Annotated in this window: 21 protein-coding genes; 14 read left to right on the plus strand and 7 right to left on the minus strand. The window is 64.8% G+C overall.

What is annotated here, in order from left to right; all coding sequences use genetic code 11:
• Positions 1 to 47 precede the first annotated feature (47 nt).
• Positions 48 to 992: a LysR family transcriptional regulator gene (locus tag QCE64_RS17350; protein WP_309935459.1), complete on the plus strand. Its 945-nt coding sequence runs from the start codon at positions 48 to 50 to the stop codon at positions 990 to 992.
• Positions 993 to 1145: 153 nt separating this feature from the next.
• Here the strand turns inward: QCE64_RS17350 and QCE64_RS17355 are convergent, their stop codons facing one another.
• The 5 genes from QCE64_RS17355 to QCE64_RS17375 form a co-directional block, all read right to left on the minus strand.
• Positions 1146 to 1280, minus strand: a complete 135-nt coding sequence (locus tag QCE64_RS17355) for a hypothetical protein (protein WP_309935460.1) — start codon at positions 1278 to 1280, stop codon at positions 1146 to 1148.
• Between the two features lie 133 nt (positions 1281 to 1413).
• Positions 1414 to 2736: an MFS transporter gene (locus tag QCE64_RS17360; protein WP_310005035.1), complete on the minus strand. Its 1323-nt coding sequence runs from the start codon at positions 2734 to 2736 to the stop codon at positions 1414 to 1416.
• 34 nt (positions 2737 to 2770) lie between these two features.
• Positions 2771 to 3724: an SMP-30/gluconolactonase/LRE family protein gene (locus QCE64_RS17365; RefSeq protein ID WP_309935462.1), complete on the minus strand. Its 954-nt coding sequence runs from the start codon at positions 3722 to 3724 to the stop codon at positions 2771 to 2773.
• Between the two features lie 234 nt (positions 3725 to 3958).
• Entirely contained in the window at positions 3959 to 4861 is a 903-nt protein-coding gene (locus QCE64_RS17370; protein WP_310005037.1) for a DUF2520 domain-containing protein, read from the minus strand.
• Positions 4861 to 6015 (minus strand): CoA transferase, encoded by a 1155-nt coding sequence (locus QCE64_RS17375; RefSeq protein WP_309921737.1) that lies wholly within the window; start codon positions 6013 to 6015, stop codon positions 4861 to 4863. Before QCE64_RS17375 ends, QCE64_RS17370 begins: the two co-directional genes overlap by 1 nt.
• A gap of 205 nt (positions 6016 to 6220) precedes the next feature.
• On the opposite strand from QCE64_RS17375, the gene QCE64_RS17380 reads away from it, so the two are divergent.
• From QCE64_RS17380 to QCE64_RS17395, 4 genes are all read left to right on the plus strand, one after another.
• Entirely contained in the window at positions 6221 to 7159 is a 939-nt protein-coding gene (locus QCE64_RS17380; RefSeq protein ID WP_309935464.1) for a LysR family transcriptional regulator, read from the plus strand.
• A gap of 116 nt (positions 7160 to 7275) precedes the next feature.
• Positions 7276 to 8232 (plus strand): hydroxymethylglutaryl-CoA lyase, encoded by a 957-nt coding sequence (locus QCE64_RS17385; RefSeq protein ID WP_309921742.1) that lies wholly within the window; start codon positions 7276 to 7278, stop codon positions 8230 to 8232.
• A gap of 78 nt (positions 8233 to 8310) precedes the next feature.
• Positions 8311 to 9606: an MFS transporter gene (locus QCE64_RS17390; protein ID WP_310005039.1), complete on the plus strand. Its 1296-nt coding sequence runs from the start codon at positions 8311 to 8313 to the stop codon at positions 9604 to 9606.
• Between the two features lie 34 nt (positions 9607 to 9640).
• Positions 9641 to 10624 carry an SMP-30/gluconolactonase/LRE family protein gene (locus tag QCE64_RS17395; RefSeq protein WP_310005041.1) on the plus strand — a complete coding sequence of 328 codons (984 nt, stop codon included), beginning with the start codon at positions 9641 to 9643 and terminating at the stop codon, positions 10622 to 10624.
• A gap of 14 nt (positions 10625 to 10638) precedes the next feature.
• On the opposite strand, the gene QCE64_RS17400 is transcribed toward QCE64_RS17395, so the two are convergent.
• Positions 10639 to 11523 (minus strand): NAD(P)-dependent oxidoreductase, encoded by an 885-nt coding sequence (locus QCE64_RS17400; RefSeq protein ID WP_310005043.1) that lies wholly within the window; start codon positions 11521 to 11523, stop codon positions 10639 to 10641.
• Positions 11524 to 11676: 153 nt separating this feature from the next.
• On the opposite strand from QCE64_RS17400, the gene QCE64_RS17405 reads away from it, so the two are divergent.
• From QCE64_RS17405 to QCE64_RS17415, 3 genes are all read left to right on the plus strand, one after another.
• The gene (locus QCE64_RS17405) at positions 11677 to 12612 is read left to right on the plus strand and encodes a LysR family transcriptional regulator (RefSeq protein ID WP_309935468.1); all 936 of its coding nucleotides are present in this window, start codon (positions 11677 to 11679) and stop codon (positions 12610 to 12612) included.
• Positions 12613 to 12707: 95 nt separating this feature from the next.
• A complete protein-coding gene (locus tag QCE64_RS17410) occupies positions 12708 to 13799 on the plus strand; it encodes a tartrate dehydrogenase (protein WP_309921754.1) in 1092 nt (363 codons plus the stop codon).
• A gap of 18 nt (positions 13800 to 13817) precedes the next feature.
• Positions 13818 to 15266: an aldehyde dehydrogenase family protein gene (locus tag QCE64_RS17415; protein ID WP_309935469.1), complete on the plus strand. Its 1449-nt coding sequence runs from the start codon at positions 13818 to 13820 to the stop codon at positions 15264 to 15266.
• Positions 15267 to 15313: 47 nt separating this feature from the next.
• On the opposite strand, the gene QCE64_RS17420 is transcribed toward QCE64_RS17415, so the two are convergent.
• Complete coding sequence (locus QCE64_RS17420; RefSeq protein ID WP_310005045.1) at positions 15314 to 16141, minus strand: MetQ/NlpA family lipoprotein; 828 nt, start codon at positions 16139 to 16141, stop codon at positions 15314 to 15316.
• Between the two features lie 226 nt (positions 16142 to 16367).
• Here QCE64_RS17420 and QCE64_RS17425 point away from each other — a divergent pair, with 226 nt between their 5' ends.
• The 6 genes from QCE64_RS17425 to QCE64_RS17450 all read left to right on the plus strand — a co-directional run bounded on the left by QCE64_RS17425 (position 16368) and on the right by QCE64_RS17450 (position 24047).
• Positions 16368 to 17726, plus strand: a complete 1359-nt coding sequence (locus QCE64_RS17425; protein WP_310005047.1) for an LLM class flavin-dependent oxidoreductase — start codon at positions 16368 to 16370, stop codon at positions 17724 to 17726.
• A gap of 163 nt (positions 17727 to 17889) precedes the next feature.
• Positions 17890 to 19206 carry a sulfite dehydrogenase gene (soxC, locus tag QCE64_RS17430; RefSeq protein ID WP_310005048.1) on the plus strand — a complete coding sequence of 439 codons (1317 nt, stop codon included), beginning with the start codon at positions 17890 to 17892 and terminating at the stop codon, positions 19204 to 19206.
• The gene (locus QCE64_RS17435) at positions 19199 to 19807 is read left to right on the plus strand and encodes a cytochrome c (RefSeq protein WP_309921769.1); all 609 of its coding nucleotides are present in this window, start codon (positions 19199 to 19201) and stop codon (positions 19805 to 19807) included. The genes soxC and QCE64_RS17435 overlap by 8 nt, the downstream gene beginning before the upstream one ends.
• A gap of 120 nt (positions 19808 to 19927) precedes the next feature.
• On the plus strand, positions 19928 to 21259 hold the full coding sequence (locus QCE64_RS17440; RefSeq protein ID WP_309921772.1) for an LLM class flavin-dependent oxidoreductase: 1332 nt from the start codon (positions 19928 to 19930) through the stop codon (positions 21257 to 21259).
• Positions 21260 to 21435: 176 nt separating this feature from the next.
• On the plus strand, positions 21436 to 22461 hold the full coding sequence (locus QCE64_RS17445) for a fatty acid desaturase (RefSeq protein WP_310005051.1): 1026 nt from the start codon (positions 21436 to 21438) through the stop codon (positions 22459 to 22461).
• Positions 22462 to 22562: 101 nt separating this feature from the next.
• The gene (locus QCE64_RS17450; protein WP_310005053.1) at positions 22563 to 24047 is read left to right on the plus strand and encodes an FAD-dependent monooxygenase; all 1485 of its coding nucleotides are present in this window, start codon (positions 22563 to 22565) and stop codon (positions 24045 to 24047) included.
• Positions 24048 to 24139: the final 92 nt, after the last annotated feature.

The following is a 24139-nucleotide window of genomic DNA, read 5'->3' on the forward strand; positions in this document are numbered from 1 at the left end:
GCCAATTCACTAAATATCTATAATTCCCATCTACTCTTTGGATACGTATGCTCGACAACGTCACCATCAACCAGCTGCGGACCTTCGTCGCCGTGTGTGACCACGGAAGCTTTTCCGGCGCTGCGCGGGAGCTGAGGCGTGCGCAGTCGGCGATCAGCCACGCGATCAGCGCGCTCGAGAGTGCCTTCGACTGCGTGCTGTTCGAGCGCAATGCTCGCAAGGCGACGCTGACGGCGGCGGGGCGCAGCCTCCTGCCTGACGCTCGTGCAGTGATCTCGCGCACCGAGGAGATGAAGATGCGCGCTGCTTCAATTGCTGAAGCAGGGATCCCGCAGGTCTCGATTGCCGTCGATACCTACTTTCCGCGTACGCACCTGATCAACTGCCTGCGCACCCTGCAGACGAACTTTCCAACCATCGCCATCAATCTGCGCATGACCACCATGCAGGGCGGCGAGCGTAGGGTTCTCGAAGGGACGTGCGGGCTGGCGGTGACGATCGCGGATGTGCCGGAGCTGAGCCCGGACACCATCGAAAGGCAGCACTTATGCGAAACGCAGATGGTGACCGTCTGTGCGCCGTCGCATCCGCTGGCCGCCATCGCGGGATTGATTCCACGCGAGGAATTCGGCCGGCACATCCAGCTCGTCGTCACCGACAATCAGCCCGATGCGGAAAAGAGCCAGCAAGGGGTCGCGAGCGTGCGCCAGTGGTGGGTGAACGATCTCGGCGCGAAGCACGATCTGCTGCGGGGCAGTTTATGCTGGGGGCACATGCCGCATCATATGGTCGCAGACGATCTCGCGAATGGAACACTCGTCGAACTTCAACGGCGTGCATGGCATATGCGTCCGCTCACTTTCATGGTCTCGCAGCGGCGCGGATACTCGCTTTCCGAATGCGAGATCCGGCTGGTCGAGAGTCTTGGCGATGCTCGGCGGTTGCCGAAGGTGGCCCGACCGCGCGCCGTTTCACGCAGAGGTAAAGCATGAAGACCACACTGCAGCCCGTGCCCAAAGTCATTCAGTCAAGCGCGGATCGAGGATGGAATGCGCTGTCAGCCGCGCTGGTGCACATGCCACGCGGCTTGTCGCGCGTGCGGGGCGTCGACGTTCACACGTTGGCCATGCACTTCGGTCCGCCTGTCAACGCCGACTGTTCTTGCCGTCGTCGACGGCGGGCGTGGCGGGCGGGCTGTTGTCCTCATTGCTGCCGCAGGCGGCAAGCAGGGCCGTCGAGGTCAGGGCCACAGCCAGCAGCGCGTTGCGTTCCGTCGTCATTCCAGGTTCTCCACTCGTTGTCGTCGAAGCAGAGAGACTACGAAAGCTTTGTGACAGGAGACCGACAGCATCAGGTGATTTTTTGCGGCGGGCTCCCTGCGTAGCGGTCGCCCGACGGGTCGCCCGACGTCGGCTAAGTCACCTGATCGGCTTGTGCGGAGCGTATCTCGGCCGTCTGCCTCTGCGCGGCGAGCGCGAACCGCGCCAATATCGCCGCGAGCACCAGCAAGCCGCCCAGCCCGTATAGCACGATCGAAAAGTCGTACCCCGACTTGCGCGCGATGCCGATCACCCACGGCACGATGATCCCCGAGAACTGCGCCACGCTGTTGATGACAGCGACGCCCGTGGCGAGCGCGGTGCCGGTCAGGTACAGGCCGGGAATGGTCCACAACACGACGAGCGAGCCGAGAATGCCCGCCGCACCGAGCGCGAGACCGATCACGGTGAGCGAAGAAGAGCCGCTGTACGCGCCGCACAGCATGAGCCCGAACGCGCCCACAAGACTCGATATCGCCAGGTGCACATGGCGCTGGCCGCCGCGATCCGAGAAGCGCGCCCAGCCCATCATGCCGGTCGCGCCCACGAGATAGATCGCGGAGGTGAGCCAGCCGACGGTCGTATTGTCGGGGAACTTGAGCTTGAGGAGCTGTGGCATCCAGAAGCCCAGTCCGTAGATGCCGGAGGCGAGCAGCAACAGCACCATGCTGAGAATGCCGACCGCCTGCCAGCTGCGCATCGGCGCGTCCGTTCCGGTGCGTGTCCTGACGTTCTCGCGTTCGCGTTCGAGCGTGGTCTCGATCAGCTGCGCTTCGTCCGCACTGAGCCAGCGCGCCTGCGCGGGGCGATCGGGAAGCAGGCGAAGGCACAGCAGCCCGAGGATCACGGCGGGAATGCCTTCGAGTATGAACATCCACTGCCAGCCCGCGAGGCTGCCCGTGTTCATGTGCGCAAGGATGAACGTGGACACCGGCGCGCCGATCACGCTCGACAGCGGCAGCGACACGAAGAATGCCCCGGTGATGCGGCCCTTGTGATGCTGGGTGAACCACTTGCTGATGTAGTAGATCACGCCCGGGAAAAAGCCTGCTTCCGCGACGCCCAGCAGGAAGCGCATGACATAGAAGCTCGTCGGCCCCGACACGAAGGCCATGCACGCCGACAACGCGCCCCACGTCACGAGGATCCGCGCGATCCAGCGGCGCGCGCCGAAGCGCGCCAGCATCAGGTTGCTCGGCACTTCGAAGAGCAGATAGCCCACGAAGAAAATGCTCGCCCCCGCGCCGTACACCGCGGATGAAAATTTCAGGTCTTCGTTCATCGTCAACGCGGCGAAGCTGATGTTGACGCGATCGAGATAGGACACGAAGTACAAAAGGCAGAGGAACGGGACGAGCCGCCACATCGCGCGGGACATCAGCCGGTCGGTATCGTGGTCTTGTGCTGACGGGTTCACGGTGATCTCCAGTCGGTAGGCGGAGCTTGCGCGCTTACATCAGTCCGGCGGTCGAAAAGCGGTAGAGCGCGTCGTTGCGCAATGAGCCGAGGAAGGCCAGTTCGTGCTCGAGCGAAAACGTGATGCTGGTCACATGGCGCAGGTTCTTCGACGCGACCTGATAGAAGTGCGAGCGACGGAAGTCGTTGGCGCGGTAGGCGGCTTCGGTGATCTCGATCGACTTTTCGTCCGCATCCTCGAGCACCGGAATCTGCTCGCCGCTCGCCAGCACCTTGATCACACGGTTCGAGATCGGCGAGGTGATCCAGATCGCGCCGGACGGGTCGATCTCCATGCCGTCGGGCCAGGAGCCGTCGCCGAATCCGGTCACGGCGGTGCGGTTCGACAGCGTGCCGTCGCCCGCGAGATCGAAGCGCAACAGACGGCGGCCAATGGTTTCGTTGACGTAGAACGCGCGGCCCGTCGCATCGATGCGGCATTCGTTGGTCCACGAAATACCATCGGCGACGATGCGGCCTTGTCCTTTCTGATCGACCATCGCGACAAAGCCGGACGGTCGGTGACGATCGAAGCGGAACTCCGGATCGTGGCAATCGGCCGCCGTGCTGCTGACGCAGATCCACAGGCGGTCATCGCGATCGGCGTATACAAAATTCGTGCTCGGCAGGCGCACGCCGTCGATTTCCTCGATCAGCGGCCGCACCTGGCCTTCGCCATCGATCCGCCACACGCCGCCCGCATGGCCGACATTGGCGAACACGATGCTGCCGTCGCGCCGTATCGAAATGCCGTTCGGACGCACGCCTTCGGGCAGCGCTTCCGGTTGACAGAGAAAGCGCGTCGCGCCGTCGAGCGTGGTGACGGCCACGGTGCCGACGGCATCGCACGAATACAGGCGGCCGTTCCAGCAACGCACGCTCTCGGGGCGGGTGAGGCCGGAACCCAGGGTCGAGACGGAATCGATGTTCAGGGCGGCAACAGGGGTCATGTCGGTGCGTCTCCTCGAATGAGCGTGAATACGCGATGCACGGCGGCATCGCCGGAAATCAGGCGCAGAAATGCGAAGGGAAGCGGACGCGGGACCTAGCCGGATGCCATACGGCCGAAAGAGGGCTTCATGAAGTGTCTCCGCTATTTTTTATATTCGATCCAGCTTAATCACTTGCGCCGCGTGCATCCGGCGCATTTGACGAGTCGCCCATGCCGAAACACGATGGCTCGATCAGCCGCTCGACGACTCTTCTGCGAGCGTCGCGCGGATCGTCCTGCAGGCGTCGTCATCCAGTCCTTGCGCGCGCTCCATCGCGAGATCGACGGTCCGGCCGCACAAGCTCGTGTAGAACGCGCGATGCGCCGGGCCGAGCGCATCCAGCGCGGCGACGTGCGCAGCGACAGTCTTCGCGTCGCCACGCGACACTGGTCCCGGCATGCTGTCGGCAAGGCCGCGCGCTTCGATCGAATCGAGCGTGCCGCGTGCCATCGGCAAGAAGGCCTTGAGTGCGACTTCGGGCGCCACGCCCCATGTGCTCCAGATCGATACGGCTTCCCTGAGCAGCACATTGATGAACTGCGACGGATAGCCCGCCGCCGCGTGATAGCGCGCCCGCACGCCCGGCGGCAGCCAGTTGGCGTGGCAGCCGAGCCGCTCGATCAGTTCGCCGAGCACGCGGGCAAGCTCCGCATCGGGCGCTTCGGCGGAAATCACGCAACCCGGCAGCGAGCGCACCGCCGCGAGCGGGTCGCCGAACGACTGCATCGGATGGAAGCCGCCGGTCAGCGCTCCGTCGCGCACGGCGCTGTCGAGCGCCGACAGGCTCGTTGCGCCGCTGCAATGCACGACCGCCATGCCCGGGCGCCAGCGTACCGAGGCGGCGATGGATTCGATCATGTCATCGCGCGTGGTGATGAACACGAGATCGCAGGTAGCGGAGACCGCCTGGGCACCGGACGCGCGGCATCCTTCGACCTGCCCGCAAAACGCCTCCGCCGATTCGCGCCGCCGGCTCGCCACTGACGCGACGCGCAAGCCGGCGCTCCGGCACGCGATGGCCAGCGCCAGCGCCAGCCGGCCGCCGCCGATAAAGCCGATCCTCAGATCGGAAAGGCCCGGCAAACCCGGCAGCATCATTCGCCCGTGGCGGCGAGTTTCGACGCCACCTCCTCCAGAATCTCGTCGGTATTGCCGCCACGTTCGGGCGCGGGATGACGCAGCGCGCAGGGTTCGTTGCGGAACTTGATCGGAAAGCCCGTCATGCGCACCGCGCCGTGACCCGGATGCTCGACCTCCAGCAGCATCTCCTGGTCGCGCACTTGCGGGTCGCGGTAGACATCGGCGAGATCCATCACGAGACCGCAGGGCACGCCGGCTTCGTTGATGACGCCGATCCAGTGTTCGCGCGTCTGTTTCGACATCACCGCGTTGATGAGCGCGTTGATCTCCGCGCGCCGCGCCACGCGCTGCGCATTGCTGGAGAAGCGCGGATCGTCCATCAGATGCAGCAGGCCGAGCGCCTGCAACAGCCGCCGCAGCATCGCGTCGTTCGACGGCGCCACGGCAATATCGCCGTCCGATGCCGTGAACAGCCCGTAAGGCGCGACCAGCGGATGGTCATTGCCCGTCTGCGGCATCTGTTCGCCGGTGGCCAGATAGTCCGCGCTCACGAACGCGCCGAGGCTGATCATCGAACTGAGCAGCGACGCGCAGACCTGCTCGCCGCGTCCGGTCTCCTTGCGCCGGTACAGCGCCGCGACCGTGCCGAGCGCCGCATAATTGCCGGCGATGAGATCGCTGATCGGCAGGGCGGTGCGCAGCGGGCCGGTTTCGGCGGTGCCGTTCATGCTCATGAAGCCGCTCATCGCCTGCGTGATGAAATCGAAGGCGGGCCGCTTGACGTACGGCCCGGTCGTGCCGAAGCCGTTGATGCTCGTATGGATGATGCCCGGCGCGATCTCCTGCAACGCGTCCCAGCCCAGACCCATCTGCTCCATCACGCCGGGCCGGAAGTTCTCCACGACGACGTCGGCATCGCGCAGCAATTCACGCAAGGTCGCCTTGCCCTGTTCCGAGCGCAAGTCGAGTTCGATAGAACGCTTGTTGCGATTGAAGGCCGCGAAATACCAGCTCATGCCGTTGACGATCGCCCCCTGCTGACGCACCGGATCGCCGTCGGGGGTTTCGATCTTGACGACGTCGGCGCCCAGGTCGGCCAGCAGCATTGTGCAGAACGGACCCGAAATCACGCGGGTGAGATCGATCACGCGTACACCGTCGAGTTGCATGTGAAGCTCCGTGTTCACGTCGAGCGCTCATGATGCGGTATTCGACGCGGACTCAGACATCACCATTTCTCGCGGTTCCATCGCGCTTTGCGACGCCGCGCGTGGATGCCGGGTGAAGCATCAGGGTTTCTGCTTACTCGCCATCTCGTCTGGACAGCCTGCGCGGCGCTCCCTAGCATGGGCGGACCCCTCGATCCTCCCTCATATGACGATGCGTCTGAGTCTCTACTCATTGCAGGTGTTCGTTTCGGTGGTCGATGCCGGAACCATCGCCGAAGCGGCGCAGCGCGAGCACATCGCGACTTCCGCGCTCAGCAAGCGTATTTCCGAGCTCGAACAGGCACTGGGCACGCCGCTGCTGCTGCGCAAGGCGCGCGGCGTCGAACCGACGGCGGCGGGCGTCGTGCTCGCACGCGGCGCGCGTCTGCTGCTGCGCAACGCGAACGACCTTGCCGAAGAGATCTCGCACTTTGCGGCCGGGCTGTCCGGGCAGGTCCGCGTTGCAGCAAACCTGTCGTCGATCACGCAGTTCCTGCCGCGCGATCTCAGCGCGTTCGGCGAGGCGCATCCGTTCGTGCGCGTGGATCTCGACGAGTTCGTGAGTACCGAAGTGGTGCGGCGCGTCAGCACGAACGAGGCGGATATCGGCATTTACAACACGGCGGAAAATGACGCGGGGCTGGAGACGTTTCCCTATCGCACGGACCGGATGGTGCTGGTCGCGCCGGTCGGGCATCCGCTGGCGCAGCAGCGCAGCGTGTATTTCACCGAGACGCTGCCTTACGAACAGGTGGGCATGCATCCGGGCAGCGCAGCCAATACGCTGCTGCGCAAAGTGGCGCGTGAGGCGCATGAGCAGATCAATCTGCGCTTTCAGTGCACGTCCTATGACGCGATGATCGCGATGATCAAGGCCGGCCTGGGCGTCGGGATGATGCCGAACCAGTCGGTCAAGCTGTATGCATCGGAAGGGCTGGCCGTGATCCAGCTCAAGGACGAATGGGCCGCGCGGCAGTTGTGCCTGTGCGTGCGTTCAGTCGAGGCGCTGTCGCCGGCCTGCCGGAAGTTGCTCGAACATCTGCGGGGCGAAGCGGAGCAGGATGCGCCGGCGCAGGCGTGGCTGCCGCGGGTGGCGGGGACGTGAAGCGGCTGAAGCATCAGCCATCGCGTTTCGCCATGTCTCAATCGCCAAATAGATCGTGTGCCCGATCGTCGCGCGTCTAAGCTCTTCACAAAGACAGAGACGACGATGGAGACAGCATGCCCGCCCCGCAATCCCAGCCGTATCCCGAAAGCATCCGCATGACCGAAGTCGGCCTGCGCGACGGCCTGCAGAACGAAGCGGCCTTCGTGCCGACCGAAACCAAGCTCGAACTGGCCAACGCGCTGATCGACGCCGGCGTGCGCCATCTGGAAATCACCTCGTTCGTATCGCCACGCGCAGTACCGCAACTGCGCGACGCCGAAGCGCTGGTGAACGCCATCCCGCGTGACCGTGGCGTGCATCTCGCCGCCCTGACGCCGAACCGACGCGGCGTGCAGCGGGCCATCGACTGCAAGATCGACTCCGTGGTGTTCTTCGTGTCGGCCTCGGAAAGCCATAACGGCAAGAACCTGAACTGCGATATCACGCAGTCGCTCGGCAATATCGGCGAGGCGGCGCAACTCGCGCGCGATGCCGGCATGCCGATGCAAGGCGCGATCGCCGTCGCGTTCGGTTGTCCGTTCGAAGGCGAAGTCGATGGCGATACCATCCTGCGTATCGCCGGACATTACCTCGAACTGGGCTGCCAGGGCATCACGCTCGGCGACACCACCGGCATGGCGACGCCGCCCATCGTGCGCGACACGATCCTGCGTCTGCGTCAGGCCTTCGGTCCCGTTCCGCTCACCGCGCATCTCCACAACACGCGCGGCATGGCGCTTGCCAACATGCTGGAAGCGCTGAACGTCGGCGTGACGTCGTTCGAATCGTCGCTGGGCGGGATCGGCGGATGTCCGTTCGCACCCGGCGCGACGGGCAATGTCAGTACCGAAGACGCCGTTCACATGGCGCATCACCTGGGGATCCGCACGGGTATCGATCTCGATCGGTTGCTCGACGCCGCGCACCGGCTCGAAGCCGTGCTGGGCCGCACGCTGCCCGGTCAGGTGATGAAGTCCGGCGACCGTCTGCGCCGCTATTCGACCGAAGCGCAGTGCGCGGCGGTGGGCTGAGCGCGCCTCCATTCCCGCTTTCCGAAGCTCTTCCAGCACGCAGGCGTTCGCCCGCGTGCGTCCGCACAGGAGACCGCGATGGACACGCTCGAACGCGCAACCATGCGCAAGGTGACGCGCCGTTTCATGCCGCTGCTGTTCATCTGTTTCGTCGCGGCGTTTCTGGATCGCGTGAACGTCGGCTTTGCCGCGCTCACGATGAACCGCGATCTGGGCTTTTCCGCGTCCGTGTTCGGGCTGGGCGCGGGACTGTTCTTCCTGACGTATTTCCTCTTCGAGATTCCGTCGAACCTCGCGCTGGAACGCTATGGCGCGCGGGTCTGGCTCGCGCGCATCATGATCACGTGGGGCATTGTCGCGGGCGCGACGGCCTTCATCACCGGGCCGACGAGCTTCTATGCGGTGCGCATGTTGCTCGGCGCGGCGGAGGCCGGCTTCGGTCCCGGTGCGATGTTCTTCCTGACGCTCTGGTTCCCCGCCGCGTATCGGGCGCGGGCGCTGGCGTTTTTCCTCGTGTCGATGCCCGTCGCCAGCGTCATCGGCGCACCGGTGTCGGGGTATCTGATCGGGCTGCACGGACTGTTCGGACTCAAGGGCTGGCAGCTGATGTTCCTGATCGAGGCGATTCCTTCCGTGGTGCTCGGCTGCGTGATCTGGCGCGTCTTCACCGACAATCCTGACCAGGCCACCTGGCTCGGCGCACAGGAAAAACGCTGGCTGATCGACACGCTCGCGGCCGAGCGTTCGAACCGCCTGGTCGCGAGCCACGGCAATGCCCGCGTGCTCGTCGCGCCGTATCTGTGGGCGCTCGGTCTGGCGTTCTTCGGCATCGTCGGATTGAACTACGGCATGAGTTTCTTCCTGCCGCAGATCGTGCACGCGTTTCACTTGAGCCTGCAAATGACCGGCGTGGTGAGCGCGCTGCCGTTCCTCGCCGCCGCCATCGCGATGCCGCTGTGGGGCCGCCGCTCGGACGTGCGCAAGGAGCGCGCGTTCCATGTGCTGGCGCCGCTCGCCATCGCCGTGATCGGTCTGGGCGGTTCGACGCTCGCCGCGACCGCCACGCTGAAGCTGCTGCTCATCACCGCCGCCTGCGCGGGCGCGTTCTGCTCGATCGTCGTGTTCTGGGCGCTGGTCTCGGACATGGTGCCGGCAACGGCGGCCGCCGCCAGCATGGCGATGGTGAACTGCGTCGGCAACCTGTCCGGTTTCATCGACCCTTATGTGATCGGCAAGATCAAGGATCTCACCGGCACATTCGATGGCGGTCTGCAAGTGCTTGCGGTGCTCGGCGCGCTGTCGGGCCTGCTGCTCGCCGCGATGCTCTTCGGCAGGCGCATGTCGCGCGGTCATGCCGGTCCCGTCACCGAGTGACGCCGACTATCTCTCATTCTTTTCAGGCGCAACGATGCACACGCTCAGCCAGAAAACCGTACTGTCTCTCGATGCCGTCACCACGTCCGGCTCCGGTCTCACGCGACCGGAAAGCGTGTGGTGGCATGAAGGCGATCTCTACACCAGCGACGCCAAGGGCGCGATCGCGCACGTGCGCGCGGACGGCGCCACCCGTCTGCTCGGCCTGCCCGGCGCGTTGCCGGACGGCGTGCGCCCGAACGGCATCGCGCGACGTCCGGACGGCTCGTTCATCTTCGCGAACCTGGGCGAGGAGGGCGGCGTGTGGTCGGTCGATACCACCGGTCGCGTGCAGCCGCTGGTCCGTTCGGTCGATGGCCGCGATCTTCCCAGCACCAACTTCGTCCTGCTCGATGAAGCCGGCCGCCTCTGGATCTGCGTGAGCAGCACGACGCCCGGTTGCAGTGCGCCCGGCTATCACTTCGATCGCGCCGAAGCGACGGGCTACATCGCCGTGGTGGACACGGACGGGTCGAGCCGCATCGTCGCGGATCATATCGGCTGGACCAACGAGTGCCGGCTCGATCCGACGGGCACCGTGCTGTACGTGAACGAGACCATCGGACGGCGCATGATCCGCTTCGATGTGAACGAGCGGCTGGAGTTGTCGAACCGGCAGACGGTCGCGGAATTCGAGTCGGGCATCTGGCCCGACGGACTCGAACTCGACGCGGCCGGTGACGCATGGATCACCTCGCCGATCTCGAACCGCGTCGTGCAGGTCTTCACGGCGACGGGCCGCTATCGCGTGATTCTCGAAGACTACGACGAGGAATCGCTGCGCACCGCCGAAGAAGCCTTTCAGCGCGATGCGTTTCATCGCACGCATTTCTATCGCTCGAAGGCCAACTTCCTCAAGCACCTGACGAGCCTCACGTTCTCGGGCGATCAGCGCACGGCCTACCTCGGTTCGCTCAACAGCGATGCCGTCTACCAGTTTTCGGTAGACGGTCTGATTGGCGCCGCGGCGCGCGGCTGAGCGGCCGGCCGGCCTTACAGGAACGAGTCTCCACCCATCAGGTCTGACAGGCGCAGCACCGGGCAATGCGCGCCGCCCAGTTCGACGCCTTTCGCATAGGTCGCTTTCACCGAGTCGGCAATGGCGTGCGTGGCGGTCATGTCCTTCGTCATATCGACGTAGTAACTCAGGTCCTTCAGCGCATTCGACATATGAAAGGTCAAACCGGAGGTCTCGCCGCTTTGCAGGAACGGCCTGACGCGTTCCAGCGCCGCGCCGCCCCCGCCGCCTTTGGCGAGCACATCGGCGAAGACCTCGGGCGCGACGCCTGCGCGTTTCGCGCACGCCGCCGCTTCCGAAATCAGCGCAACCGATCCGAGCGACACGTAGTTGTGCAGCAGCTTCATGGTGTGGCCCGCGCCCGTGCCGCCCACATGCGCGATGTTCTCCGCAAAGCACGCCAGCAGCGGGCGGATCGTTTCAAACGTCGCAGCATCCGCACCGACCAGCAGATTCAGGCGGCCATCGTGGGCTTCCTTGACGCTGCGCGTCATCGGGGCATCGACGAGCAGGCCGCCCGCTTCCGCGACCTGCGCGGCCATGCGCAGCGTGGAGCCGGGCACCGCGGTGGAACAGTCGATCACGATGGCGCCGCGCCTGAGCCCTGCCAGCACGCCGTCCGGGCCCGTCAGGACGGCTTCGACTTCGGGCGAGCCGGTAACGCACAGGATGACGATGTCGGCCTGCTCCGCCAGCGCCGCGCCCGAACCGATCGTCTTCACGCCGCCCGCGATCAGTTCATCGAGCGGCTGGTTGCCCGGATGCTCCACCACCGTCAGCGGATAGCCATGCCTGATGATGTTGCGAGCAATGCCATGGCCCATCAAACCAATGCCGATCATGCCGATTCGTTGTTTCATGTCTGTCCCGTTGCATGGAGTGGCCGCGCGCGCTTGCCTGTCACGCGCGCGATAGTGTGCAATCTAACGCCCCGCGGCGATGCTGTGAATGCGAATTCATGAAATCGTCTCTTCGAAGAACTCGAAACCATCCTCTTTCCTGGAAGCCCCGGCATGTTCGATCTCACCTCACTCGCGCTGTTCGGGCGCGCAGTGGCAACCGGAAGCCTGTCGCGCGCCGCGCAGCAGTCGCATATGTCGCTGTCCACGGCGAGCCGGCGCATCGCCTTGCTGGAACATCATTTCCGGGTGACGCTGCTGAACCGCTCGTCGGCGGGCGTCGAGCCCACGCCGGCGGGTGAAGCGCTGGCGCGCCATGCCACCGATCTGCTGGTCCGCACCGATGCGATCCACAGCGAAATGGCCGACTATGCGCTCGGCGCGGTCGGACGCGTGCGCGTGTACGCGAATATCTCGGCGATCGCCCAGCAGTTGCCCGAGCAACTGCGTGCATTCTCCGGGCGCTACGGCGACATCAGCCTGCATATCAGCGAGATGCGCAGCGTCGATATCCTGCAGGCGCTGCGCGATGGCCGCGCCGATATCGGCGTGGTGACGACGCAGCAGCCTGTCGAAGGGCTCCGGCTCGCGCCATATTGCAGCGATCGCATCAGCGTGCTGGTGCCGCAGGATCACGCGCTGCGCGGGCCGTCGGTGGACTTCGCTGCGTTGTTCGATCACGATCTCGTCGCCCTCGATGACAAGTCCGAGATCACGCGTTCATTGGTGCGCGAAGCCGCTGCACTCGGCAGGTCGATCCGCTTTCGCGTGCAGGTGCAGAGTTTCGAGGCGATGTGCCGGCTGATCGCGAGCGGGCAGGGCATCGGCATTCTGCCGGAAGGCGCGGTCGGCCTGTTTCTCGAACCGATGCGCCTGCGCTCTGTGCGCCTGAGTCATCCGTGGGCGGCGCGCATGATGTCGGTCGCGATGCGCGCCGGCGCCGCGCCGCTGCCGACGCAAAAGCTCTTCGACTTCCTGAGTGCGTTCGCCTCGAAGCCGGTGTCGGTCATGCCGGAGGTGTCCCGTGACGACGCGCTGCATCTTGCATGAATTCGAAGGGCCCGTTCCGGCATTCGCACTTCCGCCGTTGGCGGCCCTTCGGTAGATTGGCGGACACCGGACACGATCGACAGGAGACAGGAAAGATGGCGAACGCCGTACACAACATAGCGGTCATCGCGGGCGACGGGATCGGCAAGGAGGTGATGCCCGAAGGATTGCGCGTGCTGCGCGCGGCGGCGGACCGCTTCGACATCGCGCTCAAGTTCGAAGAGTTCGGCGACTGGTGCACCGAACACTACCTGCGCCACGGCACGATGATGCCCGCCGACTGGGACAAGCAGGTCGGCCGGCACGACGCGATTTTCTTCGGCGCGGTAGGCACGCCCGATGTCGTACCCGACCATACCGCGGTGTGGGAATCGGTCATCAAGATCCGCCGTGAATTCGATCAATACGTGAACCTGCGCCCCGTGCGGCTGATGCCCGGCATCCCCGCGCCGCTCGCGGGCCGCAAACCCGGCGACATCGACTTCCTGGTCGTGCGCGAGAACACCGAAGGCGAGTATTCGTCCGTCGGCGGACGCATGTTTCCCGGCACCGAACGCGAATTCGCGGTGCAGGAATCCGTGTTCACGCGCACCGGCGTGGACCGCATCCTGAACTATGCGTTCGAACTCGCGCGCACCCGGCCGCGCAAGCAGCTCACGGCAGCCACCAAGTCGAACGGCATCTCGATCACCATGCCGTACTGGGACGAACGCCTGGCGGAAGCGTCGAAGCGCTATCCGGATATCAAGACCAACAAGTTTCACATCGACATTCTGTGCGCGCACTTCGTGCAGCATCCCGATCGTTTCGACGTGGTCGTGGCTTCCAACCTGTTCGGCGACATTCTTTCGGATCTCGGGCCGGCGTGTACGGGCACCATCGGCATCGCGCCGTCCGCGAACCTGAACCCCGAGCGGCGCTTTCCTTCGCTGTTCGAGCCGGTGCATGGTTCCGCGCCGGATATCGCGGGGCGCGGCATCGCCAATCCGATCGGGCAGATCTGGTCGGCCGCGCTGATGCTGCAACACCTCGGCCGCGGCGACGCGCGTCATGAACAGGCGGCGCAGGCCATCGTCAGCGCCATCGAAAGCGTTCTCGAAGCCGGTCCGCGCACGCCCGACATGGGCGGCGCTTCGACCACCGTGCAACTGGGCAGCGCCGTCGCGGAAGCGGTCGGCAAGGCTTGAGCGAACTGGAGCCAGGTCATGGAATATCGGCACTACATCGGCAACACACCCGTCATGCCGGAAACCGGCGCAACGCTCGACGTGATCGATCCGAGCACGGGTGAAGCATTCGCCGCCATCGCACGCGGCGATGCGCACGACATCGAACGCGCGGTCGCCGCTGCGCAAAACGCCATGGGCGACGCGCTCGACGGCCCGTGGTCGCGGCTGTCGCCGGTCGAACGCAGCGACCTGCTGTTCGCCTATGCGGACGCCGTCGCCCGGCACGCCGATGAACTCGCGCAGCTCGAAGCGCGCGACACCGGCAAGGCGCTCAAGACCGCGCGCAGCGACGCCGCCGTGCTGGTGCGCTATCTGCGTTACTACGCGGGTTGCGTCGACAAGCTGCACGGCGAAACCCTGCCGTACACCACCGGCTTCACGGTGCTGACGGTGCGCGAGCCGATCGGCGTGACGGGCCACATCATTCCGTGGAATTACCCGATGCAGATTTTCGGGCGCAGCGTGGGCGCCTCGCTGGCGGCGGGCAATGCCTGCGTGGTCAAGCCCGCCGAGGACGCGAGCCTGTCGATCCTGCGTCTCGCCGAAATCGCCGCCGAGGCCGGACTGCCGGCGGGTGCGGTCAACGTGGTGACGGGGCTCGGCAGCGAAGCGGGGGCGGCGTTATCGGCGCATCCGGGGATCCGCCATATCTCGTTCACCGGTTCGACGGTGACCGGCGCGCTCGTTGCACAAGCGGCGGCGGCGCGTCATTGTCCGGTCGTGCTGGAGCTCGGCGGCAAGTCGCCGCAACTCGTCTTCGACGACGCCGATCTCGATGCGGCACTGCCCGTCATTCTGAACGCGATCGTGCAGAACGCGGGGCAGACCTGTTCGGCGGGGAGCCGTCTGCTGGTTCAGCGCGGCGTTTATGAGCAAGTGATCGAACGACTGAGCGAACGCTTCTCCGCGATGCGCGCCGGTCCGCCCTCGATGGACCTCGACATGGGGCCGCTCGTCAACGCGAAGCAGCATGCGCGTGTGCGTGCCTTCGTCGAGGCCGCGGAGGCCGAGGGGATTCGCGTCGCCGCGCGCGGCAGGATTGCGGCGGAGGCATCGCATGACGGCTTCTATCAGCCGGCGGTGTTGTTCCGCGACGTCCCGCCGGACAGCCGTCTCGCACAGGAAGAAGTCTTCGGCCCGGTGCTCGCCGCCATGCCTTTCGATACCGAAGCCGATGCCGTGCGGCTGGCCAATGGCACCGAATACGGTCTGGTCGCGGGCGTATGGACGCAGGACGCCTCACGTGGCCTGCGTCTCGCGCGGAAGCTGCAGGCGGGACAGGTGTTCATCAACAACTATGGCGCAGGCGGCGGCGTGGAATTGCCGTTCGGCGGCGTGAAATCGAGCGGGCATGGGCGCGAGAAGGGCTTCGAGGCGCTGTTCGGGTTCACCAACCTGAAAACGGTGGCGATCAGGCACGGGTGAAGAGCGCGTAACCTTTAGCGCGAGGTCGACCGCGCGCCCTCGCAGCCTCACTTCTGCGGCGCGCCCTCCCACGCAGGCAGCGTGGCGCCGTGATAGACCTTCAGAATGGTCGAGGCGACATCGGCTTGCTGATAGCTGTCCACCACCGTTTTCACCCACGGCGCCTTCGCATCCTTCGCGTTCACGGCAATGAAATTGCGATACGGATTGCCCGGCACGCTCTCCTGCGCAATACGTTCCTGCGGAATCCTGATGCCGGCCTTGATGGCCCAGTCCGTGTTGACCACGGCGGCATCGAGGTCGCCGATGGCGCGTCCGACGATGCCTGCGTCGAGCTCCTTGATCTGCACGTGCTTCGGATTGCTGGCGATATCGCGTGCGGTCGGCAGCAGGCCGACTTTGTCACGCAGCTTGATGACGCCATTGGCCTGCAACAGCAACAGCGCGCGGCCTTCATTGCTCGGGTCGTTCGGCACGCCGATGGCTGCGTTCTGCGGCAGCTCCGCCACCGATTTCACCTTGCGCGAATAGAGTCCGATCGGCTGCACATAGGTGAATCCGACCGGCACGATGTCGTAGTGGCGCGCCTGGATCTGCGCATCGAGATACGGCTTGTGCTGGAATGAATTGGCGTCGAGGTCGTGCTGGGCGAGCGCCTCGTTGGGCTGGGTGTAGTCGGCAAAGGTCGTGATCTTCATCGTGATGCCTTGCTTCGCCGCATTGGCCGCGACCGTGCGCCAGACGTCTTCGTCCTCGCCCGACATGATGCCGACTCGAACGGTCTGGCCCGCTGCCTGCACCGGCTGTATGCAGGCCACACCCCAGGCAAGGAGAATCGGGAGCAAGGCGGACTTCATCGGCGGGGTGATCTTCATAGCGGAGCGTAGTCAGTGGAAAAGACGTGATCCTAGTGCGGCGCGCAGGGGGTCGCAAATAACTTCGAGCGCTATGGATATCGCGCATCACGCGCGGCGGGCTATATCGGCGCTCAAGCTTTCCTTTCCATGTGCGCCCTGAAAAGCGTGTGACAAATGCGCGTTTAAGAGCGCGCGTGGCGAACTCTAGAATCGCAGGTTGTCACGTCAAGCCATCCGCTCCGCCATGCCTCGCCACATCCGCCTGAATGCCTTCATGATGAATTGCGTCGGGCATCTCGCGCCCGGTCAGTGGACGGCGCCCGACGACCGCTCGGTCGGCTATCTCGACACGGACTACTGGGTCGATCTCGCGAAGGTGCTCGAGCAGGGCCTGTTCGACGGTCTGTTCCTCGGCGACGTCACCGGCATCTACGACGTGTTCGGCGCCAGCCCCGCGGCGGCGCTCCGTGCCGCCGCGCAAGTGCCGATGAACGATCCCGTTCCACTGATTCCGCTGATGGCGCACGCAACGCGACATCTCGGCTTCGGCGTCACGGTGTCCGTCGCTTACGAGGCGCCCTATCTGCTCGCGCGGCGCTTCACGACGCTCGATCATCTGACTCGCGGCAGGGTGGCCTGGAACGTCGTGACGTCTTACCTGCAAAGCGGCGCGCGCAGTCTCGGTCAGACGGAACTGCGCGCCCACGATGAGCGCTACGATCGCGCCGACGAGTTCCTGGAGGTTTGCTATCAGCTTTGGGAAGGAAGCTGGCAGGAGGGCGCGCTCAGGCGCGACCGGCAACGCGGTGTGTATGCCGATCCCGAACGGGTGCGCCCGATCGCGCACAAGGGCCGTTACTTCGAGAGTGAAGGGATCTTCCAGTGCGAACCGTCGCCGCAACGCACGCCCTTGCTGTTCCAGGCCGGTGGCTCGGCGCGCGGCACGCGCTTTGCCGCACGCCACGCCGAGTGCATTTTCCTCGGGGCGCCGACGCGCAATGGCCTGCGCACTTCGGCCCGCGCGATGCGTGCGGCGCTGGAACAGGCAGGACGCGCGCCCCACAGCGCGCAGCTTTTCGCGATGCTCACCGTGATCGTCGACGAGACCGCCGAACGGGCGCAGGAACGCTACGAAGCGTACCGGCAACGGGCGAGCTATGACGGGGCGATCGCGTTGCTTTCGGGCTGGACGGGGATCGACCTGTCGCGCTACCGGCCGGACGACACCCTGAGCTATGTCGATACGGACGCCGGCCAGTCGGCGCTTGCTTCCTTCAGCAAGCTCGATCCGGAACGCGAATGGACCGTGCGCGATGCCGTGGAGTTCGTGAGCATCGGCGGAAGAGGCGCCGTGGTGGTCGGCGACGCCGCGCAAGTCGCCGATGAATTGCAGTCGCTGATGGAAGACACCGGAATCGATGGGTTCAATCTCGCGTGGGTGGAGTCGCCGCGCACCTTCCACGATGTCGTCGAGTATCTCGTGCCCGAGCTTCAGCGGCGCGGGGCTTACAAGACCGCCTATGCCGAAGGCACGCTGCGCGAGAAGCTGCTGGGCGCGGGCCCTTGTCTGCAAGCGCCGCATGTGGGCGCGAGCTTCCGCTGAATCGGCGAGCGTTTCCAGGCGGTCATGGCACATCGTGCGACGCATTTCGACGCGTCTCTTGCGGCGCCAGGACCCCTGCGCAATCGCCGTCGTCAGCATAGTTGCAATCCCGATCGTGCCTCGTGAAACAGCGACGCATGACCGGACATCTGACTGATCGAGCATGCCGAAAATCCCGCGTTTCTCATCGTTCTCCGCAAACCGGTCGCGCGACTCCGCGAAGGCCAACCCGCAATCGCCCGCTTCGCCGCGACGACGGCTGCTGGGCGGTCTCGCGCTGTCGGCAGTCGTGACGCCGCGCGCGAAGGCCGCTTCCACACTCTTGCAGCCGCTCGGCGTCGAGCCCTGGACGCGCGTACCCGGCGCTCCTATTCTCGACCATCCGTATGGCCAGCCGTCGCCGCACGAATCAGGCGTCGTGCGCCGCGCGGCGCGTGCATGGCCGGTGCCGGGCGCGGCTTCGTCGCTGACGCCGCTGGCCGATCTGCATGGCGCGATCACGCCGAACGGACTCGTCTATGAGCGCCATCATGCCGGCGTACCGGATATCGATCCGGATCAGCACCGGCTCGTGATCCATGGTCTCGTGCGTGAGCCGAAGCTGTTCACGATGGACGACGTGCTGCGCCTGCCTTCCGAATCTCGCGTGCACTTTCTCGAATGTTCGGGCAACACCGCGAGCGAATGGAAAGGGCCGAGCGGCTTGCCCGTGCAGCTCACGCATGGTCTTCTGTCGTGCTGCGAGTGGACCGGCGTCCGGCTTTCGACGTTGATCGAGGCCGCCGGCGGCCTCGTGACGAACGATGGTCAGGAACCGCGCTGGATTCTCGCGGAAGGCTCGGATGCTGCGGCCATGACGCGCAGCCTGCCGCTCGACCGCGTGCTCGATCATGCGCTGGTCGTGTACGCGCAAAACGGCGAACGCCTGCGGCCGGAGAACGGCTATCCGCTGCGGCTTCTGATCCCGGGCTTCGAAGGCAACACGCACGTCAAGTGGCTGCGCAGGCTGAAGCTCGTCGATGCGCCGCTCGAAACGCGCGAGGAGACGTCGAAATACACGAACCTGCTGGCCGATGGCCGCGCGCGTCAGTTCGTGTTCGAGATGGACGCGAAATCCGTCATCACACGGCCATCGCCCGGGCACGCGCTGACGACTCACGGCTATTACCCGATCACAGGACTGGCGTGGTCGGGACGCGGCGCTATCCGCGGGGTCGACGTGTCCGTCGATGGCGGGCGATCCTGGCAAGCGGCGCGGCTCGATGGCCCGGTGCGCGATCGCGCGCTCACCCGATTTAATTTCGGCTGGGTGTGGAACGGCGAGCCGGCCACGATACTTTCGCGGGCGACGGATTCGACCGGGTATGTCCAGCCCACCCGCGAGGCGCTGGTTGCCGCGCGCGGGTTGAACTCGAACTACCACTACAACGGCATCCAGCAATGGCGCATCGGCGCCGATGGCAGCGTGAAAAATGCATAGCGACATCGCTCGAAACCGGCGTTCCTTGCGCCCGATGATGGTGGGCCTGACTGCGCTCTGTCTGGCCGCCTGCTCAGGTCCGTCGCGAGACGGACGTGCTTCGCATGGCACGGCGGCTGATGCGACGCCGCGCGCCGCCATCGAGGCCATCGGCACCCCGGTGAGCGCCGCGGACATCGCCGCGTGGAACATCGACGTCGCACCCGACGGCCACGGCCTGCCTGCGGGCAGCGGCGACGTGGCGACCGGCGCCCGGATCTTCGCGACGAAGTGCGCCGCGTGCCATGGTGCGAAGGGCGAGGGCGTGCTTGGCGACCAGCTGGTCGGTGGCCGCGGCACGCTCGCGAGTGCGAAGCCGGTGCGCACGGTCGGCAGCTACTGGCCGTACGCGACGACCCTCTTCGACTACATCCGCCGCGCGATGCCGTATAACGCGCCGCAGTCGTTGAGCGCGGACGAGGTGTATGCGCTGAGCGCGTGGATCCTGAACCAGAACGGCATCGTTCCCGACGATGCTCGTCTCGATGCCCATTCGCTGGCTGCCATCCGCATGCCGAATCGGGATGGATTCGTTCCGGACCCGCGGCCGGGACGGCTTTGATCAGGATGCCGGCGGCTTGCGCCTGAACGCCGATGGTTCATGAAGCCCGGCGCGATCGAGCGTGTTTCCGCGACTTGAAGTAACTTGGCGCGATACCTCACTCCTTCATTCATCCACGCGATGCCACACTCCCGCCAACTTCATCTCGGCGCGTTCATGCGTCCGGTCAGCCTGCACACCGGCGCGTGGCGTTATCCCGGCGCGTACCCCGATGCCAACTTCAACTTCCGGCATCTGAAGCAGTTCGTCCAGAAGCTCGAGCAAGCCTGCTTCGATGCGTTCTTCATGGCCGATCATCTCGCGGTGCTCAACATGTCCGTGAATGCGCTCAAGCGCAGCCACACCGCGACATCGTTCGAGCCCTTCACGTTGCTGTCCGCGCTCGCCTCGGTGACGGAACGCATCGGGCTGGTGGCGACGGCGTCGACCACCTTCGACGAGCCGTATCACATTGCACGGCGTTTTGCGTCGCTGGATCATCTGAGCGAGGGGCGCGCGGGGTGGAACCTCGTCACCACGTCGAATCCGGATGCCGCACGAAACTTCGGCCGCGAAGACCACATGGAGCACGACGAGCGCTACCGACGCGCGCGCGAGTTCTACGATGTCGTGACGGGTCTGTGGGACAGCTGGGCCGACGACGCCTTCGTGCGCGACACCGCCAGCGGCCTCTTCTTCGATCCGGACAAGCTGCACGTGCTCGACCACAAGGGGCCGTATCTGTCGGTGCGCGGGCCGTTGAACATCGCGCGGCCGGTGCAGGGCTGGCCGGTGGTGGTGCAGGCGGGGTCGTCGGAGGCGGGAAGGCAGCTTGCCGCCGAAACGGCCGATGCGGTGTTTACCGCGCAGCCGAATCTCGCAGCGGCCAGGCGCTTCTATGCCGATGTCAAAGGCCGCATGGAACGCGCCGGCCGCGCGCGCGAGCATCTGAAGATATTGCCCGGCGCGTTCGTCGTCGTGGGCGATTCGCGCGACGAAGCGCAGGAGAAGCGCGCCTTGCTCGACACCTTCGTGCACGACGACAGCGGCTTCGCTTCATTGTCGATTGCGCTAGGCCACGATGTCTCGTCCTTCGATCCCGATGGCCCGCTGCCCGACATTCCCGAGACCAACGCGAGCAAGAGCGCGCGTGAACGCGTGATCGAGATGGCGCGCACGGAAGGGCTTACCGTCCGGCAACTGGCGCAGCGTGTCGGCGGCTATTCCGGCTTGCAGATGGTGGGAACTGCGCAGGAGATCGCCGACGAGATGGAGCAATGGCTCGTCGAGGAGGGCAGCGACGGATTCAATGTGATGTTCCCGTTCCTGCCCGAAGGGCTCGATGATTTCGTCGGGAAGGTGGTGCCCGAGTTGCAACGGCGCGGCCTCTTCCGACGCGTCTACGAAGGCACGACGTTGCGGGAGCATCTCGGCTTGCCGAGGCCGGGCAACCGCTTCTTCGAGCGCGAGTAAGTTCTTCGCGTCCTGCGAGACACTCACGGCGGCCAGCCCGCCGTATGAGAGGAGTGTGATCCGCGCCACTTAGGGGTGAATTACGTCGTCCTGGCGCGGCAAATCCTGTCGTAACTCTTCGCTCATTGTCGCGGCCTAGATTACGTCCCGTGATCAAAGCATTGCGGACGAGCGAAATGACCGCCTATATCGACAAGACGCAAGTCAAGGAAGTGGCCGCGCTGAGCAGGACCTTTACCGAACGCACGGAGTGGCCGACCTGGATTCTGATCGCGGTCATCCACGGCGGCTGGCTCGCGGTCGTTCTCGCGGTGCACGCAGGGCGCTTGCCGCTGGTCGTGGGCACGCCGTTGCTGATCCTGCTTTGTGCGTGGCATATGTCGCTCCAGCATGAACTGCTGCATGGACATCCGACGCGCTCCGTACGCATCAACCAGTTGCTCGGCAGTGTTCCCTTGTCGGTCTGGTATCCCTACCGGATCTATCGAGACACGCATCTTGCGCATCATCGCGATGCCCGGCTGACCGCGCCCGGTCTCGATCCGGAAAGCAATTACGTGCTGCGCGAACAATGGGGCGCGGCGTCGCCGCTGCAACGCGATTTGTGGCGGGCACGGAAGACTTTTATCGGCCGGCTTCTGGTCGGGCCGCCGCTCAGTGTCTTCTCGATGCTGAAGGCAACGTTCGATGACTGGCGCCACGGCGAATGGCGTTACGCACGGGTCTGGGCGGTGCATGCCGTCGTCGTGGCGGCGCTGCTCTTCTGGCTGCAACGGTTCGAAGGCATCGCATGGTGGTATTACCTGCTGGTCGTGACATGGCCTGCGCTTTCCCTGGCCATGATCCGGTCGCTCTATGATCACCGTGCGGACCCGGAGCCGAAACACCGCATCGCCATCAACGAAGCGGGATGGGTCATGCGGCTGCTCTATCTGAACAACAACTATCATCTCGTGCATCACGATCTTCCGCATTTGCCGTGGTATCACCTGCCGCGCGTGTACCGGATGCGCCGCAATGCTTACGCTGCGAGAAACGGCGCGTTCGTGATCCATGGCGGGTATTGGGAGTTGCTGAAACGCTATGCGTGGAACGAGACTGATGCGCCTGTGCACCCGGGGTTCGCGAGTGCGGGGGACAGTTCTGCGATTCAAGGACCTGCTGCGGAAAAACGCGTTGAGGATGAGCAGATGGTTGCGTGAGGATACTATTGCTTACTGCTTGGTTGCTGTCTGGCTTCTGCCATAGCATTGGCCTACCCTGAGAGTCTCACCTAGATTACTTTGCCTGGGACGATACGTGTATGAAGATTCCTGTGCTCATTGTTGGGGCCGGCCCGGTGGGGATGACGCTGGCATCCGAACTGGATCGCTACGGCATTCCTGTTCGTATCGTTGACAAGGCGCCGCACCGAACCGACAAATCCAAGGCCATGGTGCTCTGGAGCAGGACGCTGGAGCTGCTTGACCGGGGCGTTGGCGGCGCGGCGCCGTTCGTCGATGCCGGCTTCAAACTCGAGGGCGTGACATTCATTGCGAGCGATCGAGTCGTGGGTCGAGTCGCCATGGATTCGATTCCGAGCTTGCACAACTACGCGCTGGCGCTGCCACAGTCAGAGACGGAGCGACTGCTGGAGGAGCGGCTGGTCAAGCAGGGAGTCCGCGTCGAGCGCGACGTCGAGGCGACGATGATCGCGCCTGACGATTCAGGGGCGGACACGGTGCTGGTCCATGGTGATGGTCGAAAGGAAACCGTGCGCGTTGACTGGATGATCGGGTGCGATGGTGCGCACAGCACAGTACGCCATGCCATGAGCGTTCCTTTCGCGGGGGAGACGCTGTTGAGCGACTGGTTCCTCGCAGACGTACACATGAGCGGCTACCCTCGGCCGGACACTGACGCTTCCATTCATTGGCATAAGGACGGCGTCCTGCTTATCTTCCCGATCCAGCCAGGGCGTTACAGAATCATCGGCGATCTGCCAGCCACTGAAGGAGCCACTCCGCCGACACCGACGCTCGATCAGGTGCAGGATCTCGTGGATCAGCGTGGCCCCGCCGGAACCCGCTTGAACGGCGCGATCTGGCTGTCCGGTTTCCGGATAAACGGCCGCAAAGTCGCAAGCTATCGACAGAGGCGCACGTTCCTTGCCGGAGACGCTGCTCATATTCACAGTCCTGCAGGCGGACAGGGCATGAACACGGGCATGCAGGATGCCATGAATCTCGGCTGGAAGCTTGCCCTGGTCATAAGAGGTGATGCCGACGAATCCCTGCTCGACAGCTATAGTCCCGAACGGAGTTCAGTGGGAGATACGGTACTCAAGGCGGCTGAACGGCTGACCGCCGTCGCCACGATTCGTAATCCGGTGGCACAGCAGTTGCGCAATCTCGCCGCGCATTTTGCGTTGGGACTGACGCACTTTTCCAGCGGCGTTGCCGAAACGATGTCGGAGGTCGACATTCACTACGCCGATAGTCCGCTCAATGGCCCGCATCATGGCAGTCTGAAGTCTGGACAGAGAGTGGCGCCAGTCGAAGGGCAGGCTGCGGCTGGCTCGGGGTCACGGCCTGTGTTCGTTCTGTGTGGAATGGAAAGCAGTCAGGTCGAAAGTCTCGTGAGCACATTCCCTGACCTGCTCGACGCAACTATCAAGCCGCCGCTGCACGCCGATACGATCTCGCTCGTGCGCCCGGATGGTTATCTGGCGTGCTCGTCTCAGGACACTGGCGAGATTGCGGCTTATCTTCGTCGAATCGAAGGATCATCTCGAATGCGCGCTTCCTAGTATTCAGGGCATCGACCGGTCAGGATGGACAAAAAATTCCTTCGACCAATCCGGCGATAGCGAACCGCGATTCAATTCGAATAGTTGTGGGG

Source organism: Caballeronia sp. LZ043 (assembly GCF_031451075.1).
GTDB lineage: Bacteria > Pseudomonadota > Gammaproteobacteria > Burkholderiales > Burkholderiaceae > Caballeronia.

Coding starts and splice junctions, on each gene's coding strand:
- QCE64_RS17350 (WP_309935459.1), top strand. CDS start 48: ATGCTCGACAACGTCACCATCAACCAGCTGCGGACCTTCGTCGCCGTG.
- QCE64_RS17355 (WP_309935460.1), bottom strand. CDS start 1,280: ATGACGACGGAACGCAACGCGCTGCTGGCTGTGGCCCTGACCTCGACG.
- QCE64_RS17365 (WP_309935462.1), bottom strand. CDS start 3,724: ATGACCCCTGTTGCCGCCCTGAACATCGATTCCGTCTCGACCCTGGGT.
- QCE64_RS17370 (WP_310005037.1), bottom strand. CDS start 4,861: ATGCTGCCGGGTTTGCCGGGCCTTTCCGATCTGAGGATCGGCTTTATC.
- QCE64_RS17375 (WP_309921737.1), bottom strand. CDS start 6,015: ATGCAACTCGACGGTGTACGCGTGATCGATCTCACCCGCGTGATTTCG.
- QCE64_RS17380 (WP_309935464.1), top strand. CDS start 6,221: ATGACGATGCGTCTGAGTCTCTACTCATTGCAGGTGTTCGTTTCGGTG.
- QCE64_RS17385 (WP_309921742.1), top strand. CDS start 7,276: ATGCCCGCCCCGCAATCCCAGCCGTATCCCGAAAGCATCCGCATGACC.
- QCE64_RS17390 (WP_310005039.1), top strand. CDS start 8,311: ATGGACACGCTCGAACGCGCAACCATGCGCAAGGTGACGCGCCGTTTC.
- QCE64_RS17395 (WP_310005041.1), top strand. CDS start 9,641: ATGCACACGCTCAGCCAGAAAACCGTACTGTCTCTCGATGCCGTCACC.
- QCE64_RS17400 (WP_310005043.1), bottom strand. CDS start 11,523: ATGAAACAACGAATCGGCATGATCGGCATTGGTTTGATGGGCCATGGC.
- QCE64_RS17405 (WP_309935468.1), top strand. CDS start 11,677: ATGTTCGATCTCACCTCACTCGCGCTGTTCGGGCGCGCAGTGGCAACC.
- QCE64_RS17410 (WP_309921754.1), top strand. CDS start 12,708: ATGGCGAACGCCGTACACAACATAGCGGTCATCGCGGGCGACGGGATC.
- QCE64_RS17415 (WP_309935469.1), top strand. CDS start 13,818: ATGGAATATCGGCACTACATCGGCAACACACCCGTCATGCCGGAAACC.
- QCE64_RS17420 (WP_310005045.1), bottom strand. CDS start 16,141: ATGAAGATCACCCCGCCGATGAAGTCCGCCTTGCTCCCGATTCTCCTT.
- QCE64_RS17425 (WP_310005047.1), top strand. CDS start 16,368: ATGCCTCGCCACATCCGCCTGAATGCCTTCATGATGAATTGCGTCGGG.
- soxC (WP_310005048.1), top strand. CDS start 17,890: ATGCCGAAAATCCCGCGTTTCTCATCGTTCTCCGCAAACCGGTCGCGC.
- QCE64_RS17435 (WP_309921769.1), top strand. CDS start 19,199: ATGCATAGCGACATCGCTCGAAACCGGCGTTCCTTGCGCCCGATGATG.
- QCE64_RS17440 (WP_309921772.1), top strand. CDS start 19,928: ATGCCACACTCCCGCCAACTTCATCTCGGCGCGTTCATGCGTCCGGTC.
- QCE64_RS17445 (WP_310005051.1), top strand. CDS start 21,436: ATGACCGCCTATATCGACAAGACGCAAGTCAAGGAAGTGGCCGCGCTG.
- QCE64_RS17450 (WP_310005053.1), top strand. CDS start 22,563: ATGAAGATTCCTGTGCTCATTGTTGGGGCCGGCCCGGTGGGGATGACG.